Source organism: Pseudomonas sp. PL-6 (assembly GCF_054110165.1).
Map to the genome: position 1 here is coordinate 2,674,982 of NZ_CM134189.1, position 16,279 is coordinate 2,691,260.

Sequence of the window (16,279 nt, forward strand, 5' to 3'; positions counted from 1 at the left end):
TGGCCTGGCCCTTGTATAAGTAACAATGCCGAACCCGGTGGGGCCGGCGAAAAACGCGGCCTATGATAGCCAAGAATCGAACTCAGCTTAAGGCCTTTGGCGCAAATGAAACGAACCGCTTTCTTCATCTCCGACGGCACCGGCATCACCGCCGAAACCCTGGGCCAGAGCCTGCTCGCGCAGTTCGAGAATATTCAATTCACCAAACTGACGCGTCCCTATATCGACAGCGTCGATAAAGCGCGCGCCATGGTACAACAAATCGATCTGGCTGCCGAAAGGGACGGCGCACGCCCGATCATCTTCGACACCATCGTCAACCAGGACATCCGCGACGTACTGGCCACCGCCAACGGCTTCATGATCGACAGCTTCTCCACCTTCCTCGCGCCGCTGGAGCAGGAGCTCACCTCGCACTCCTCCTACTCGGTGGGCAAGTCCCACTCCATCGGGCAGAACTCCAACTACATGGAGCGCATCGAGGCGGTGAACTTCGCCCTGGACAATGACGACGGCGCACGCACCCACTACTACGACAAGGCCGACCTGATCCTGGTCGGCGTGTCGCGCTGCGGCAAGACCCCCACCTGCCTTTACATGGCCATGCAGTACGGCATTCGCGCCGCCAACTACCCGCTGACCGAGGACGACATGGAGCGCCTGCAACTGCCGGCCGCGCTCAAGCCGTACAAGAACAAGCTGTTCGGCCTGACCATCGACCCCGACCGGCTCACCGCCATCCGCCACGAGCGCAAGCCCAACAGCCGCTACGCCAGCTTCGCCCAGTGCGAGTTCGAGGTGCGCGAGGTGGAGAACCTGTTCCGCCGCGAGAACATCGCCTATATCAACTCCACGCATTTCTCGGTGGAGGAAATCTCGGCCAAGATCCTGGTGGAGAAAGGCGTGGAACGCCGGCTCAAGTAATCGCCATAACCAGCTGTTTCAAAAAGAAAAAGGCTCGCAATTTCGAGCCTTTTCCAGTTTTCGCCATCAGAAACTGTCGCCCGGCACCCGTACCCAGCCTTCCATGAGGATGCGCGCACTGCGACTCATGATGGCCTTGGTCACCGTCCATTGGCCGTCGACCCGTTTCGCCTGGGCGCCGACGCGCAGGGTGCCGGAGGGATGGCCGAAACGCACCGCCTCGCGCTCGCCGCCGCCGGCCGCCAGGTTGACCAGGGTGCCGGGAATCGCCGCGGCCGTGCCGATGGCCACCGCGCAGGTGCCCATCATGGCGTGGTGCAGCTTGCCCATGGACAGCGCGCGCACCAGCAGATCGACCTCGCCAGCCTCTATCTGCTTGCCACTGGAGGCCTTGTAACTCTTCGGCGGGGAAACGAAGGCGATCTTCGGCGTGTGCTGGCGGGTAGCCGCTTCTTCCGCCGTCTTGATCAGGCCCATGCGCAGCGCGCCGGCCACGCGGATCTGCTCGAAACGCGCCAGTTGCGCCGGATCGCCGTTGATGGCCTCGCGCAGCTCGGTGCCCTGGTAGCCGATGTCCTCGGCATTGACGAACACCGTGGGAATGCCGGCGGTGATCATGGTCGCCTTGAAGGTGCCGACGCCGGGCACCTCCAGCTGATCCACCAGATTGCCGGTGGGAAACATCGAGCCGCCCTCCTCGCCATCGTCGGACGGGTCAAGAAATTCCAGCACGATCTCCGCCGCCGGAAAGGTCACCCCGTCCAGCTCGAAGTCGCCGGTTTCCTGCACCTGGCCGTTGGTGATCGGCACGTGGGCGATGATGGTCTTGTGGATATTGGCCTGCCAGATGCGCACCACGCAGGTGCCGTTGTCGGGAATCCGCGCCGGATCGACCAGGCCGGCATGGATGGCAAAGGCACCGGCCGCGGTGGACAGGTTGCCGCAGTTGCCGCTCCAGTCGACGAAGGCCTTGTCGATGGAAACCTGGCCGTAGAGGTAGTCGACGTCGTGTTCGGGCTGGCTGCTTTTCGACAGGATCACGCACTTGGAGGTGCTCGAGGTCGCGCCGCCCATGCCGTCGATATGCGCGCTGTACGGGTCGGGGCTGCCGATCACGCGCATAAACAGCTTGTCGCGCGCCGCGCCCGGCACCTGGCAGCGCTCGGGTAAATCCTGCAGGCGGAAGAACACGCCCTTGCTGGTACCGCCACGGATATAGGTGGCAGGAATCTTGATCTGGGGTTGATGAGCCATAGGTGAGTCCTGGCTGGAAGATAAATGAATCCTAGGGTGGATCACGCCTCACCGATCCACCGTGGAACCAGCCACGGTGGATGGAAAAAGCGCCATCCACTCTACGAAATCAGGCGACCGCGCCTTCGAGGAAGTCCTTGGCGAAGCGCTGCAGCACGCCACCGGCCTTGTACACACTGACGTCGGCAGCGGTGTCCAGGCGGCAGGTCACCGGCACCTTGACCACCTCGCCGTTGCGGCGATTGACCACCAGGGTCAGGTCGCAGCGCGGCGAAATCTCGCCCTCGACATCAAAGGTCTCGGTGCCATCCAGACCCAGGGTCAGGCGGGTGGTGCCCGGCTTGAACTCCACCGGCAGCACGCCCATGCCCACCAGGTTGGTGCGGTGGATGCGCTCGAAACCTTCGGCGACTATCACCTCCACACCCGCCAGGCGCACGCCCTTGGCCGCCCAGTCGCGGGACGAACCCTGGCCGTAGTCGGCGCCGGCGACGATGATCAGGTTCTGCTTGCGGTTCATGTAGGTTTCGATGGCCTCCCACATGCGCATCACCTTGCCTTCCGGCTCGACGCGGGCCAGCGAGCCCCTCTTCACCTGCCCATCGACCACGGCCATTTCGTTGACCAGCTGCGGGTTGGCGAAGGTGGCGCGCTGCGCGGTCAGGTGGTCGCCCCGGTGGGTGGCGTAGGAGTTGAAGTCCTCCTCCGGCAGGCCCATCTTCGCCAGGTACTCGCCGGCCGCCGAGTCCGCCAGGATGGCGTTGGACGGCGACAGGTGGTCGGTGGTGATGTTATCCGGCAGGATCGCCAGCGGACGCATGCCCTTGAGCGTGCGCTCTCCGGCCAGCGCGCCTTCCCAGTACGGCGGGCGGCGGATATAGGTGGACATCGGCCGCCAGTCGTACAGCGGGCTGTCGGCTTCCTTCACCGTCCCGAGGTCGAACATCGGGATATAGATCTGCTTGAACTGCTCGGGCTTCACGCTCGCCGCGACTATGGCGTCGATCTCCTCGTCGCTCGGCCACAGGTCCTTGAGGGTGATGGGATTCCCCTGGGCATCGGTGCCCAGCGCATCCTGCTCGATATCGAAGCGCACGGTACCGGCGATCGCATAGGCCACCACCAGCGGCGGCGAGGCGAGGAAGGCCTGCTTGGCATAGGGGTGGATACGGCCGTCGAAGTTGCGGTTACCCGAGAGCACGGCGGTGGCGTACAGGTCGCGATCGATGATTTCCTTCTGGATCTTTGGCTCCAGCGCGCCGGACATACCGTTGCAGGTGGTGCAGGCGTAGGCGACGATGCCGAAACCGAGTTTCTCCAGTTCCGGCAGCAGGCCGGCCTCCTCCAGGTACAGCTTGGCGACTTTCGAACCCGGTGCGAATGAAGTCTTGACCCAGGGCTTGCGCACCAGGCCCAGGGCGTTGGCCTTCTTCGCCACCAGACCGGCGGCGATGACGTTGCGCGGGTTGGAGGTGTTGGTGCAGCTGGTGATGGCGGCGATGATCACCGCGCCGTCAGGCATCAGGCCCTGGGCCTCTTCGCCCTTGCCGGCTTGCAGCTTGGTCTCGTCGGCAATGCCGCGCTCGGCCAGCGCCGAAGTGGGCAGGCGGCGATGCGGGTTGCTCGGGCCAGCCATGTTGCGCACCACGCTGCCCAGGTCAAAGCGCAGCACACGCTCGTACTCGGCGGTCTTCAGCGCATCGCTCCACAGGCCGAGGGTCTTGGCGTAGTTCTCCACCAGTGCCACCTGCTCCGGCTCGCGGCCGGTGAGCTTGAGGTAGTCGATGGTCTGGCCGTCGATATAGAACATCGAGGCGGTGGCGCCGTATTCCGGGCACATGTTGGAGATGGTGGCGCGGTCGCCGATGGTCAGGCTGTCGGCGCCCTCGCCGAAGAACTCGACCCAGGCACCGACCACGCGCTCCTTGCGCAGGAACTCGGTGATGGCCAGGACGATGTCGGTGGCGGTGATGCCGGGCTGGCGCTTGCCGGTCAGCTCGACGCCGACGATGTCGGGCAGACGCATCATCGACGGATGGCCGAGCATCACCGTCTCGGCCTCCAGGCCGCCGACGCCGATGGCGATCACGCCCAGGGCGTCGACGTGCGGGGTGTGCGAGTCGGTGCCGACGCAGGTGTCGGGGAAGGCCACGCCGCCGCGCGCCTGGATCACCGGGCTCATCTTCTCCAGGTTGATCTGGTGCATGATGCCGTTGCCGGCCGGGATCACGTCGACGTTCTTGAACGCGGTCTTGGTCCAGTCGATAAAGTGGAAGCGGTCCTCGTTGCGCCGGTCCTCGATGGCGCGATTCTTCTCGAAGGCATCCGGGTCGAAGCCCGGCGCCTCGACGGCCAGCGAATGGTCGACGATCAACTGGGTCGGCACCACCGGATTGACCTTGGACGGATCGCCGCCCTGCTCGGCGATGGCGTCGCGCAGGCCGGCCAGGTCGACCAGTGCGGTCTGGCCGAGGATGTCGTGGCAGACCACCCGCGCCGGGTACCAGGGAAAATCCAGGTCGCGCTTGCGATGGACCAGCTGCTCCAGCGCGGCGGTCAGTTCCTGCGGATCGCAGCGGCGCACCAGCTGCTCGGCGAGCACGCGCGAGGTGTAGGGGAGCTTGTCCCAGGCACCGACCTGGATCGCCTCGACCGCCTCGCGGGCGTCGAAGTAATCCAGCGCGGTGCCGGGCAGGCTTTTACGGTATTGAGTGTTCATCACTTGCGCTCCTTGAGCGGCACGAACTTCAGGTCTTCGGGGCCCGTGTAGTTGGCGCTCGGGCGGATGATCTTGCCGTCGATGCGCTGCTCGATGACGTGCGCGGACCAGCCGGCGGTGCGGGCGATGACGAACAGCGGGGTGAACATGGCGGTGGGCACGCCCATCATGTGGTAGCTCACGGCGCTGAACCAGTCGAGGTTGGGGAACATCTTCTTGATTTCCCACATCACGCTTTCCAGGCGCTCGGCGATGTCGAACATCTTGGTGTTGCCCTGCTCCACCGACAGCTCGCGGGCCACTTCCTTGATCACCTTGTTGCGCGGGTCGCTGACGGTGTAGACCGGGTGACCGAAGCCGATCACCACTTCCTTGCGCTCGACGCGGGCGCGGATATCGGCCTCGGCATCAGTCGGGTTGTCGTAGCGCTTCTGGATCTCGAAGGCCACCTCGTTGGCGCCGCCGTGCTTGGGCCCGCGCAGCGCGCCGATGGCGCCGGCGATGCAGCTGAACATGTCGGAGCCGGTGCCGGCGATCACCCGCGAGGTGAAGGTCGAGGCGTTGAATTCGTGCTCGGCGTACAGGTTGAGCGAGGTGTGCATGGCGCGCACCCAGGAATCACGAGGCTTTTCGCCGTGCAGCAGGTGGAGGAAGTGGCCGCCGATGGAGTCGTCGTCGGTTTCCACCTCGATGCGCTTGCCGTTGTGGCTGTAGTGGTACCAGTACAGCAATGCGGACCCGAGGGACGCCATCAGCTTGTCGGCGATATCGCGCGCGCCCGGGTGGTTGTGGTCGTCCTTCTCCGGCTGCAGGCAGCCGAGCACGGACACCGCGGTGCGCATCACGTCCATCGGGTGGGCGGACGGCGGCAGGGTCTCCAGGGCGGCCTTGACGCCGGCCGGCAGGCCGCGCAGGGCCTTGAGCTTGGCCTTGTAGCCGGCCAGTTCGGCGACATTGGGCAGCTTGCCATGCACCAGCAGGTGAGCGATTTCCTCGAACTCGCAGCGGTTGGCGAAGTCGAGCACGTCATAGCCGCGGTAGTGCAGGTCGTTGCCGGTGCGGCCGACGGTGCACAGGGCGGTGTTGCCGGCGGCGGTGCCGCTCAGGGCGACCGATTTCTTCGGTTTGAAGCCGGCAGTGGTTTCGGCGCTCATCTCTTATCTCCTCGAATCCGGTTGATGCATTGTTATTTTTTCGCGGCGAACAGCGCGTCGAGCTTCTGCTCGAAGGCGTGGTAGCCGATGCGGTCATAGAGTTCGGCGCGGGTCTGCATCAGCTCGATCACGTCCTTCTGGTGGCCGTTCTGGCGGATCGAGGTGTAGACCGCTTCTGCCGCCTTGTTGGCGGCACGGAAGGCCGACAGCGGGTAGAGCTGGATGGCCACGCCGACCGAAGCCAGCTCGTCGCGGGAAAACAGCGGGGTGGCGCCGAATTCGGTGATGTTGGCCAGCACCGGGACGTTCAGTGCCTCGACGAAGCGCTTGTAGGTCGGCAGGTCATAGGCGGCCTCGGCGAAAATGCCGTCGGCGCCGGCCTCGACGTAGGCCTGGCAGCGCTCGATGGCGGCATCGACGCCCTCGGCCTGGATCGCGTCGGTACGGGCGATCAGGAAGAAATCCGGGTCGGTCTTGGCGTCGGCGGCGGCGCGCACGCGGTCGACCATTTCCTCGCAGGAGACGATTTCCTTGCCCGGACGGTGGCCGCAGCGCTTGGCGCCGACCTGGTCCTCGATATGCGCGGCGGCGGCGCCGGCCTTGATCAGGCTCTTGATGGTGCGCTCGATATTGAAGGCCGAAGGGCCGAAGCCGGTGTCGATATCCACCAGCAGCGGCAGGTCGCACACGTCGGTGATGCGGCGCACGTCGGTGAGCACGTCATCGAGGGTGTTGATGCCCAGATCCGGCAGGCCCAGGGAGCCGGCTGCGACGCCGCCACCGGACAGGTAAAGGGCGCGAAAACCGGCGCGCTTGGCCAGCAGCGCATGGTTGGCGTTGATTGCGCCGATCACCTGCAACGGCGTCTCGATGGCGAGGGCCTGGCGAAAACGCTGGCCGGGGGAAGGCTGACTCATGACTCACCTCGTTTCTTGGCTGTCTTGGACTGAGCATCCAGATAATGGCGCTCGATATTGCGTTTGGAGGCGCCGATATGGCGGCGCATCAGGAGTTCGGCCAGCTCGCCGTCACGCTCGGCGATGGCATCGAGAATGCGGTGGTGTTCGGCGAACGCCTGGCGCGGCCGGTTCGGCACCGAGGAGAACTGCAGGCGATACATGCGCACCAGCTGATACAGCTCGCCGCAGAGCATCTTGGCCAGGGTCTCGTTGCCGCTGCCCTGGATGATCCGGTAGTGGAAATCGAAATCGCCTTCCTGCTGGTAGTAACCCCGGCCGGCCTGAAAGGCCTCGTCGCGTTCGTGGGTGTCCAGCACCCGGCGCAGCTCGTCGATCTCGCCCTGGCTCATGCGCTCGGCGGCCAGGCGACAGGCCATGCCTTCCAGGGATTCGCGGATCTCGTACAGTTCGATCAGCTCGGCGTGCGACAGCGACACCACTCGCGCGCCGACATGGGGCACGCGCACCAGCAGCTTCTGCCCTTCCAGACGGTGGATCGCTTCGCGCAGCGGCCCGCGACTGATGCCGTAGGTGCGCGCCAGCTCGGGCTCGGAGATCTTGCTGCCGGGGGCGATCTCGCCTTTGACGATGGCGGCCTGGATCAGGCGAAAGACGTGTTCGGAGAGCGTCTCCGAATCGGCCTGGGGCGCAGCGGCGAGCGTTGAATCGATCAACATGATTGTCGACACCATGACTAAGCAATGGCGAAAAAAATAAGCTTATGACTGGTTCCTGTCAAAGAAAAATTAGTCATTGTCGACAATCTGCAGCAGGCCACTCCGCCAGCCAACCGCCGACCTTACTTGCAGAAAGCTACATAAGCGTCTGTCAGCACGGAAAAACCCCATGCTAGAATGGCGCCCGCTCAGACCGGGCCTTGCGCCCGGCCATGCCTGCTAGACTCCTGGCAAGCAAACGCGCCGGTTATCCGCCGCCAGTCGCCCACACGCCCCTGGCAACATTCCCTTCAAGGACTTATGACACTCAAGCCCTTCGCCTTGTTGCTTTGCCTGCTGGCCCTGTCCTGCCCGAGTCTCGCGGTGGGCAAAACCGTCTATGGCCTCAACGAATACACCCGCGTGCTCGACTTCGATCTGGAAGTCGCCGCCAAACTCGATACCGGCGCCAAGACCGCCTCGCTCAGCGCCCGCGACATCAAACGCTTCAAGCGCGACGGCGAGACCTGGGTGCGTTTCGTCCTGGCCATCGACGGCGGCCAGGAACAGACCATCGAACGCCCGCTGGCGCGGATCAGCAAGATCAAGCGCCGCGCCGGCGACTACGACCCGGAAGAAGGCAAGACCTACACGGCGCGCCCGGTGATCGAGCTGCAGCTGTGCATGGGTCAGGCCCTGCGCACCATCGAAGTGAACTTGACCGACCGTAGTGCATTCCAATACCCGCTGCTGATCGGCTCCGAAGCGCTCAAGCACTTCGAAGCCCTGGTCGATCCAAGCCTTAAATACGCCGCCGGCAAACCCGGCTGCGACTCTGACGCAACCCCTGGCGAGTAACTCCCCATGCGCTCTCTGAACCTGCATCTGAAAGTCCTGATCACCTTGTTGGTGGCCCTGGGCGTTCTGATTACGGCATACCAAATTTTCATCCTCGGCATTCCGGTGACCGAAGACGAGACCGACGACCTGTGGAACATCGACGCCAAGGTCGAGTTCCAGGCCAGCCCGCGCGAGCCGGTCAAGCTGCAGATGTACGTGCCGCCGCTGAACCAGGACTACGTCAGCCTCAACGAGAGCTTCATCTCCAACAACTATGGCGTCAGCGTCAACCGTGCCGACGGCAACCGCCGCGTCACCTGGTCGGCCCGTCGCGCCAGCGGCAAGCAGACCCTCTACTACCGCCTGGTGCTGACCAAGCGCTACAGCGGCGAACAGACGCCGGCCAAGGGGCCGATATTCCGCGACAGCATCGCGGTCGAAGGCCCGGAAAAGATCGCCGCCGACGCCCTGCTCGCGCCCATCCGCCAGCACTCGGCCGACGTCGAAACCTTCATCAGCGAGACCATCAAGCGGGTCAACAACGCCAATGACGACAACGTCAAGCTGCTGCTCGGCGGCGACGCCTCCACGGCCAACAAGGCCAAGGTGATCGACCTGCTGCTGTCCATCGCCCACGTGCCGATGGAGCGCGTGCACACCATTCGCCTGCAGGCCGAGACCAGCCAGTCGCCGGAACTCTGGCTGCGCAGCTTCAACGGCGAGAAGTGGCTGTACTTCAACCCGGAAAGCGGCGAACAGGGTCTGCCGGCCGACCGCCTGGTGTGGTGGATCGGCGATGGCGACCTGGTCAGCCTGGAGGGCGGCAAGCAGGCGCAAGTCAGCTTCAGCCTGAACAACAGCGAGATGAACGCCATTCGCCTGGCCAAGCTGACCGACGAAACCACCGACGCCGACTTCCTCGAGTACTCGCTGTACGGCCTGCCGCTGTCGACCCAGCAGACCTTCCAGATCATGATCGTCATCCCCATCGGCGTGCTGGTGATCCTGATCCTGCGCAACCTCGGCGGCCTGCAGACCCTCGGCACCTTCACCCCGGTGCTGATCGCCCTGGCCTTCCGCGAGACCCAGCTGGGCTTCGGCATCTTCCTGTTCACCGTGATCACCGCGCTCGGCCTGTCGCTGCGTTCCTACCTGGAACACCTCAAGCTGCAGATGCTGCCGCGCCTGTCGGTGGTGCTGACCTTCGTCGTGGTGCTGATCGCCGCCATCAGCCTGTTCAGCCACAAGCTGGGCCTGGAGCGCGGTCTGTCGGTGGCGCTGTTCCCCATGGTGATTCTGACTATGACCATCGAGCGTCTGTCGATCACCTGGGAAGAGCGCGGCGGCAGCCATGCCTTCAAGGTCGCCATCGGCACCCTGGTCGCCGCCACCCTGGCGCACCTGCTGATGAGCGTGCCGGAGCTGGTGTACTTCGTGTTCACCTTCCCGGCGGTGCTGATGATCCTGGTGGGCTTCATGCTGGCGATGGGTCGTTACCGCGGCTACCGCCTGACCGAACTGTTCCGCTTCAAAGCCTTCCTCAAGGACTAACGCCATGTTCGGCCTGATCAAGACGTGGAAGGCCCTTGAAGCCAAGGGCATCATGGGCATCAACCGACGCAATGCGGACTACGTGCTGAAGTACAACAAACGGCACCTCTACCCCATAGTCGACGACAAGATCATCACCAAGGAGCGGGCCATCGAGGCCGGCATCGACGTGCCCGAGCTGTACGGCATCATCGACACCGAGAAAGGCATCGACAAGCTCGACGAGATCATCGCCGGGCGCACCGACTTCGTCATCAAGCCGGCGCAAGGCGCCGGCGGCGACGGCATCCTGGTGATCGCCGACCGCTTCGAGGAGCGCTTCAAGACGGTGTCCGGCAAGATCGTCAGCCACGAGGAGCTGGAGCAGCAGATCTCCAACATCCTTTCCGGCCTGTACTCGCTGGGCGGCCACCGCGACCGCGCGCTGATCGAGTACCGGGTGACCCCGGACACCATCTTCAAGAGCATCAGCTACGAAGGCGTGCCGGACATCCGCATCATCGTGCTCATGGGTTATCCGGTGATGGCCATGCTGCGCCTGCCGACCCGTCAGTCCAACGGCAAGGCCAACCTGCACCAGGGCGCCATCGGCGTCGGCGTCGACCTGGCCACCGGCGTGACCCTGCGCGGCACCTGGCTGAACAACAAGATCAGCAAGCACCCGGACACCACCAACGCGGTGGACGGCGTGCAACTGCCGAACTGGGACGGCTTCATGAAGCTGGCCGCCGGCTGCTACGAGCTGTGCGGCCTGGGCTACATCGGCGTGGACATGGTGCTGGACCAGGACAAGGGCCCGCTGATCCTCGAGCTCAACGCCCGCCCCGGCCTGAACATCCAGATCGCCAACGACTGCGGCCTGACCCACCGCGCCCACGCCGTCGAGGCACGCCTGGAAGAGCTGAAGAAGAAAGGCATCCAGGAAAGCCCGGAGGAACGCATGCGCTTCTCCCAGCAGCTGTTCGGCCACGTCCAGCAGAACGCCTGACGGCGCCGAGACGATGAAAGGGCCCGGTCAAATGACCGGGCCCTTTCATTTGTAGGTCGGCGCTACTCGCCTCAACCCAACCTACCGCACGATCGCCAGTTCGAAGGCCCCCTCGTCGGCATGGGCATGACGCTGCATGCCCGCCGCATCGGTCGCCAGCTCCTGCAGCGGACGCTTGAACGGCTTGTTGTCGAGGGTCTGCAGGCTGCGATCCTCGTCGGTGGTAAGCAGCAGCACGTAGCGCTCGCCGCGCTCGGCGCGCACCTGCACCGTGCCTTCGATAAAGGCGTAGCGATACCAGGTTTCCGGGTGCAGCTGGTACACCGCGTCGCTGACCAGGCGCGTCGGCCGCTTGGCCTCGTCGAGAAACAGCAACGAGGGGTAGACCACCTGGCGATTGGCGAAACTGCGCACGCGCAGGCCGTAGGTCTGGCGCGATGCCGGCAGCTTCAGCGCCGCGTAGTAGCTGCGGCCCATGGGGAACTCGAAGCTGGGCGAGAAGCGGTCGAGCTCCTCGTAGCGCGGCTCGTCGGCGGACAGCGCGGTGAAATCGCTGTCGCGCAGCTGGCCGCAGCAGCGTGTCAGCAATTCGCCGTAGAGGCCGTCGCCTCGGCTCTGGCTGCCGGCCAGCAGCGCCTGCATGGCCGCGGTCGGCTGGCCGTCGAGCAGCGGCAGGGCCGGCTGGCCGCGCTCGAACTCGATCTGCCGGCCCTCGCTGTAGCGCACCGACGCGCTTTGTCCGCTGCCACGGGCACCTCGCTGGCCGGCGGCGACCGGCGAGTTGTGCATCCGCCCCTGCTCGTCGACCCAAGTGTAATAGGGGCTGTCGTCGCCGTCGCGAACGAAGCCGCGCCCCTCCAGGACCGCCGAATCGATGTAGTCCCCTGCCCGCTCGCCGCTGGCCAGCAGGCGGTCGCGGCGGGCCAAGCCGGCGACCTGCTCGCCGGCATAGAAACTGTTCTGCAGCTGGCCGCTACCGTCGACCCAGGTGAAATAGCGGCGCTTGCTCTCGCCGGTGCTCGGCGCACTGCCCGGCCAGGCGCCGCCGTCGCCGAGGCGGGCCTGATCGCTCTGCTGCGCGCGGCGCTGGGCCAGGCGCTGCTGCTCGGCAAAGCGGGTATCGACGAAGGTGTTGTGCACCCGGCCGAGGTCGTCGACCCAAGTCAGGTAGCGGCTGCTGGCAGCGGCATGCATCAGCGGCAGCAGCATCAGGACGAACAGCAGACTGCGCATCGCCTCAGAACCTCGAGGTGTAGGTCATGGAGAAGATATAGGCCTTGACCGTGGTTTCGACATTGAGCCCGGCATAGGGGTTGTAGACCAGGTTGTCCAGGCCCTCGCAGCTGAGGTTACAGCTGCTGCCGGCGGGAATGTTCTGCTTGGAGACGAAGTAGTTGAAACCGATGTCGATGCTGCTGTCCTTGTCCCAGCGGTAGCCCAGGCCCAGGCCGTAGAGATCGCCGTCGCCCACCGGCGCCAGCACGTCGGCCTTGTCCTTGGGGATGGCCGAGGGGCGGTATTCGTAACCGGCGCGCAAGGCCAGGCGGTCGTTGACCTCGTACTGCACGCCCACGCCCCAGCTCCAGGTGTCGCGGTAGCCGCGGTCGAGGATGATGCTGCGATCGGTGGCGTTGCCGCCGCCGAAGGTCTTGGCGATGCGCAGCAGGTCCAGTTCGCGGTCGAACTCGATCTCGAAGTTGTTCCAGTCGCTGTAACCGACCCAGCGCAGGTCGAGGTTGAACTGCCACTTGTCCAGCGGGCGCAGCTTGATGCCGGTGCTGAAGGCATCCGGGTAGGTCAGCTTGAGCGAGGCATTGCCGCTCTCCTCGTCGGCGCCGTAGGGAAACAGCGGGCTGAGCACCTGGCCGAACAGCGAGCCCTGCAGCCCCGACCAGAACCCGGCCCAGTCGTCCGTGTAGTCGATGCGGTACTTGCCCTGCAGGTTCATCCGCGCCTCGCTCTGGTAGGTGGCGCCCCAGGCGAACCAGTCGGTGGGCTCCCAGAGGATGCCCAGGTTGTAGGTCGGCGACAGGCTCTGCTGCAGGTCCAGATCGAGGTTGGCCAGCGAGTCGAAGGGGCCGATCTTGCCGCTACAGACGTTGATGAAGGGCCCGAGGATCTCCTCCAGACCGGGCAGGCACAGCGCCTCGTTGAGGATGCGGGTCAGGCCGGTGAGCATGCCGGGGTTGCGAAAATCCTGGTTGAGCGCCACGGCCTGGTGCGAGAAGCCCACGGACAGCCCCACGGAGAGTCCATCGTTGACCTGATAGGCCAGCGAGGGGGAGAAGTAGGTGATGCGCTGCAGCGATACCTGGCGCCCCTGGAAGCGCCCCGGGTCGCTGTCCGAATCGCGCGAGTAGCCCAGCGCCATCGGCGCGTAGACGTTGGTGGCGAAGGTGAACTTCGAGCCCGGCGGGTTGATCGACAGCCCCGCCAGCGGAGCCACCAGCACCGGCAGCTCGGTCATGCCGCCGACGCCGGGCAGGTACATGGTCGGCGTCAGGGTGCGGCTGCTGGAGTTCTTGAACGGGTCGTCGTCGAAGCCCATGAAGCCGTAGTCTTCCTTGGCCTCGAATTCGGCGCGGATGTCCATCACCCCGCTGAGCAGCTTGACCGTGGTCTGCCGGCCCTTGAGCTTGCTCAGCGCGGCCGGGTTGTAGTGCACGGCGTCGATGCCGGTGGAATCGGCGGTCACCGCGTTGCCCATGGCCATGGCCTTGGGATTGCCGATGGTCAGGTTATTGGCCAGCTGGGCCTGGGCCTGCAGGGCGCAGCCCGCGCTCAGGCCGACCAGCAGCACGGCCTGCAGCGTCGCAAGATGGGTCATATCGGCTTCGCTCGCTGCTTATTCGGCCTTGAGGCCCTTGATGTCCAGGGGCATGGAGACGCCGAGCAGGACATCGGGCGAATCTTCGGTCATGCCGAAGCCGGCGTTGACGTTGACGATATGGTTCGGCGAGGTGCGCAGGCCGAGGGAGAAGTTCATCACCGCGCTGGTCTGCTCGCTGCCTTCGAAGCTGGCGTCGCTGAACTTGAACTTCGGCGCCAGGTTGTGCGCCATCTGGAACGAGGTGGCCAGCGACACGTCGTAGGACAGCGCGTAGGCGAAGCCCATGCTCAGCGACAGGCTCGAGCCCGGGTCGACCTCTTCCAGCAGGCGGCCGGCGCGCACCTGGTCGGCGTCGCGGATCGGCAGGTTGTAGGTGTAACCCAGCGAGCCGAACAGCACGACCGGGTCGATCACGTAGGACAGGTTGGCGCCGACGCCCAGGCTGTAATAGCCGTTGCCGCTGGACAGGCCGTTGTCCAGGCTGACGTCGTAAGGGCTGTCGCCGGTGGGCAGGCCGAGGGTGGCGAACAGCGTGGTGACCGGCCGCCCGCGCGCCGACGACCAGGGCTGCCAGCGCAGGCTGGCGGAGACGTCGCCGAGGCTGTAGGTGCTGAGGTCGCGCTCGGTGTCGTACTTGGCCAGGAACGGCACGCGCATGCTGAAGGTCAGGTTGTCCCACACCCCGTAGTCGAAGGTGAAGGAGTTGGTGAAGGTGTGCTGCGCCTCGCTCTGGCCGATCACGCTGAACACGTTGCTGCCGGTGCGCACGGTCTGGATCTGGGTATCGCGCAGCAGCGAGTAGTCGAAGCCGTAGGTCAGGGTGCGTTCGCCCTTCTTGAGCAGGGTGTAGCTCTTCTCGGCGGCCTGGAACACCTCTTCCAGCGCCTTGGCGCTGTCGGCGTCGTCTTCCTTCTTGGTCAGCGCCTCACGCGCCTCCTCGACCGTCGCCTCTTCGGCGCAGGCCGGCTGCGCCATGGCCAGCGCCAGCGCGGCCAGCCCTGCGTACCCCCAAACTCCCATGACGCTATCCCCAGGTCGTTATTGTTATGCCGGGTGAATCACTTGCGGCGAATGTATTGAATGTCGCCCCCCGATCCCAGCTGATCGGCCTGATTGGCGGTGAACTTGGCCATCTGCGGAAACTCGCGGAAGGCCAGCAGACTGATGGTGCGGTCGTCGATGATGCGCAGATCGCGGTCGGTCAGGGCCATGGCATTGGCCGGCTCGTTGCCGCTGGGAAAGATCACGAACAGTACGTTCTGGTCCCAGATCTGCTCGAAGCGCACGCGGGTGAAGCTGATATTGCCCAGCGCCGGATCGGCGACGAAGACGTGCTCGTTGTAGACGTCGCGCACCACCACGAAATGCTTGAAGCCGGCATACTCGATCGGCACGATGGCCGGGTGCTCGAGCTGCTCGAGGTCGGCGAAGTCGGCGCGAAAGCCGCCGCTCTTGTAGCCCAGCGCGGTGACGAAGCGCTTCATGTCGAGCAGCGAAAAGCCGCGACGCTCGACGATCTTCTCCGCCTCGCCGAAATGCAGCAGCCCTTCCATCACCTGACGCTCTTCCAGATTGCGCCCCAGGTAGTAGTCGAGCAGGGTGGTCAGCGCCGCGGAACCGCAGCTGTAGTCGTAGGCCTGGCGGATCACGTTGCGAAACTGCAGCTGGCTCATCGGCTCCAGCACCACCGACTCGCGCAACGGGCCATTGGGCACCAGCGGCTGGCTGATATTCACGACTCCGGCAGGTTGCGGCTTGGTGTCGACCGCCTCGGTAAAACCGTACAAACCGATCAGGCTGCCCACGAGAATCTCGATCATTGGTCAATCCGCGACTGCGTACAACGAAGCAGGAAGCCCCGCCGCGCCTGGCGACAGGGCTCCTGTGGATCGGGTCAAACGAGGATCAATGACCCCAGACCTTGACGGTGGAGCCGGCCATGTCCAGGCCGTTGATGGCCAGACCGCCGATGCTGTTGGCTCCGATCTTCACCGCGGCCACCGACACACCGCCGTTGATGCCCGGCAGGCCGATTTCCAGCTTGCTGTCGACCACGTCGATGGTCAGCGGGTTGCTTTCGTCGATGTTGAAGCCGGACAGGGTGACGGTTTCCAGGGTCAGGCTGTTGCTGCCGTCGGTGACGCCGGCTTCGGTGTCGGTGTAGACGATGGAGCCGATGGTGGCGTCGAAGTTACCGGCGATGCTGATCCCGGCCTGACCGGTCACACCGGCCAGATCGGCGTCGTCCAGCGCCTTCAGGTCGGCCTGAGCCATGAACGGAACGGCCATGATGGCGGCGGCAAGAGCGAGTTTTTTCAGGGTCATCATTGTTGTTATCTCCACAGTTCTAATGGGGGTTCCCCGGGGCTCTGCCGGCGACTCCCTGTCGCAAGCAGCTGGATCG

The 16,279-nt window shown here is 64.8% G+C and carries 14 protein-coding genes; 4 read left to right on the forward strand and 10 right to left on the reverse strand.

Annotated elements, in window-relative coordinates; genetic code table 11:
• The first annotated feature begins 105 nt into the window (after positions 1-105).
• Positions 106-924, forward strand: a complete 819-nt coding sequence (ppsR, locus tag ACW9UL_RS11360; RefSeq protein WP_457787059.1) for a posphoenolpyruvate synthetase regulatory kinase/phosphorylase PpsR — start codon at positions 106-108, stop codon at positions 922-924.
• Positions 925-990: 66 nt separating this feature from the next.
• Here the strand turns inward: ppsR and prpF are convergent, their stop codons facing one another.
• From prpF to ACW9UL_RS11385, 5 genes are all read right to left on the reverse strand, one after another.
• Positions 991-2,178 (reverse strand): 2-methylaconitate cis-trans isomerase PrpF, encoded by a 1,188-nt coding sequence (prpF, locus tag ACW9UL_RS11365; RefSeq protein ID WP_457787060.1) that lies wholly within the window; start codon positions 2,176-2,178, stop codon positions 991-993.
• A 109-nt stretch (positions 2,179-2,287) separates the two neighbouring features.
• The gene (gene acnD, locus ACW9UL_RS11370; protein WP_457787061.1) at positions 2,288-4,897 is read right to left on the reverse strand and encodes a Fe/S-dependent 2-methylisocitrate dehydratase AcnD; all 2,610 of its coding nucleotides are present in this window, start codon (positions 4,895-4,897) and stop codon (positions 2,288-2,290) included.
• Entirely contained in the window at positions 4,897-6,051 is a 1,155-nt protein-coding gene (gene prpC, locus ACW9UL_RS11375; RefSeq protein ID WP_457787062.1) for a bifunctional 2-methylcitrate synthase/citrate synthase, read from the reverse strand. Before prpC ends, acnD begins: the two co-directional genes overlap by 1 nt.
• Before the next feature lie 32 nt (positions 6,052-6,083).
• Entirely contained in the window at positions 6,084-6,968 is an 885-nt protein-coding gene (prpB, locus tag ACW9UL_RS11380; protein WP_457787063.1) for a methylisocitrate lyase, read from the reverse strand.
• Positions 6,965-7,687, reverse strand: a complete 723-nt coding sequence (locus ACW9UL_RS11385; protein WP_457787064.1) for a GntR family transcriptional regulator — start codon at positions 7,685-7,687, stop codon at positions 6,965-6,967. Before ACW9UL_RS11385 ends, prpB begins: the two co-directional genes overlap by 4 nt.
• Before the next feature lie 300 nt (positions 7,688-7,987).
• On the opposite strand from ACW9UL_RS11385, the gene rloA reads away from it, so the two are divergent.
• The 3 genes from rloA to ACW9UL_RS11400 are packed head-to-tail and all read left to right on the forward strand — an operon-like array spanning position 7,988 to position 11,045.
• Positions 7,988-8,524, forward strand: a complete 537-nt coding sequence (gene rloA, locus ACW9UL_RS11390; RefSeq protein ID WP_397484903.1) for a retropepsin-like aspartic peptidase RloA — start codon at positions 7,988-7,990, stop codon at positions 8,522-8,524.
• 6 nt (positions 8,525-8,530) lie between these two features.
• Positions 8,531-10,057, forward strand: a complete 1,527-nt coding sequence (gene rloB / locus ACW9UL_RS11395) for an osmotic stress tolerance membrane protein RloB (protein WP_457787065.1) — start codon at positions 8,531-8,533, stop codon at positions 10,055-10,057.
• 4 nt (positions 10,058-10,061) lie between these two features.
• Positions 10,062-11,045 carry an alpha-L-glutamate ligase-like protein gene (locus ACW9UL_RS11400; RefSeq protein ID WP_457787066.1) on the forward strand — a complete coding sequence of 328 codons (984 nt, stop codon included), beginning with the start codon at positions 10,062-10,064 and terminating at the stop codon, positions 11,043-11,045.
• Positions 11,046-11,126: 81 nt separating this feature from the next.
• On the opposite strand, the gene ACW9UL_RS11405 is transcribed toward ACW9UL_RS11400, so the two are convergent.
• From ACW9UL_RS11405 to ACW9UL_RS11425, 5 genes are all read right to left on the reverse strand, one after another.
• Positions 11,127-12,278 carry a MalM family protein gene (locus ACW9UL_RS11405; RefSeq protein ID WP_457787067.1) on the reverse strand — a complete coding sequence of 384 codons (1,152 nt, stop codon included), beginning with the start codon at positions 12,276-12,278 and terminating at the stop codon, positions 11,127-11,129.
• A gap of 4 nt (positions 12,279-12,282) precedes the next feature.
• The gene (locus ACW9UL_RS11410) at positions 12,283-13,872 is read right to left on the reverse strand and encodes an outer membrane protein transport protein (protein ID WP_457787068.1); all 1,590 of its coding nucleotides are present in this window, start codon (positions 13,870-13,872) and stop codon (positions 12,283-12,285) included.
• 18 nt (positions 13,873-13,890) lie between these two features.
• A complete protein-coding gene (locus ACW9UL_RS11415; protein ID WP_397498487.1) occupies positions 13,891-14,895 on the reverse strand; it encodes a transporter in 1,005 nt (334 codons plus the stop codon).
• Positions 14,896-14,933: 38 nt separating this feature from the next.
• Positions 14,934-15,695: a C39 family peptidase gene (locus tag ACW9UL_RS11420; RefSeq protein ID WP_021445807.1), complete on the reverse strand. Its 762-nt coding sequence runs from the start codon at positions 15,693-15,695 to the stop codon at positions 14,934-14,936.
• Between the two features lie 85 nt (positions 15,696-15,780).
• Entirely contained in the window at positions 15,781-16,203 is a 423-nt protein-coding gene (locus tag ACW9UL_RS11425; RefSeq protein ID WP_021445806.1) for a DUF6160 family protein, read from the reverse strand.
• Positions 16,204-16,279 lie beyond the last annotated feature (76 nt).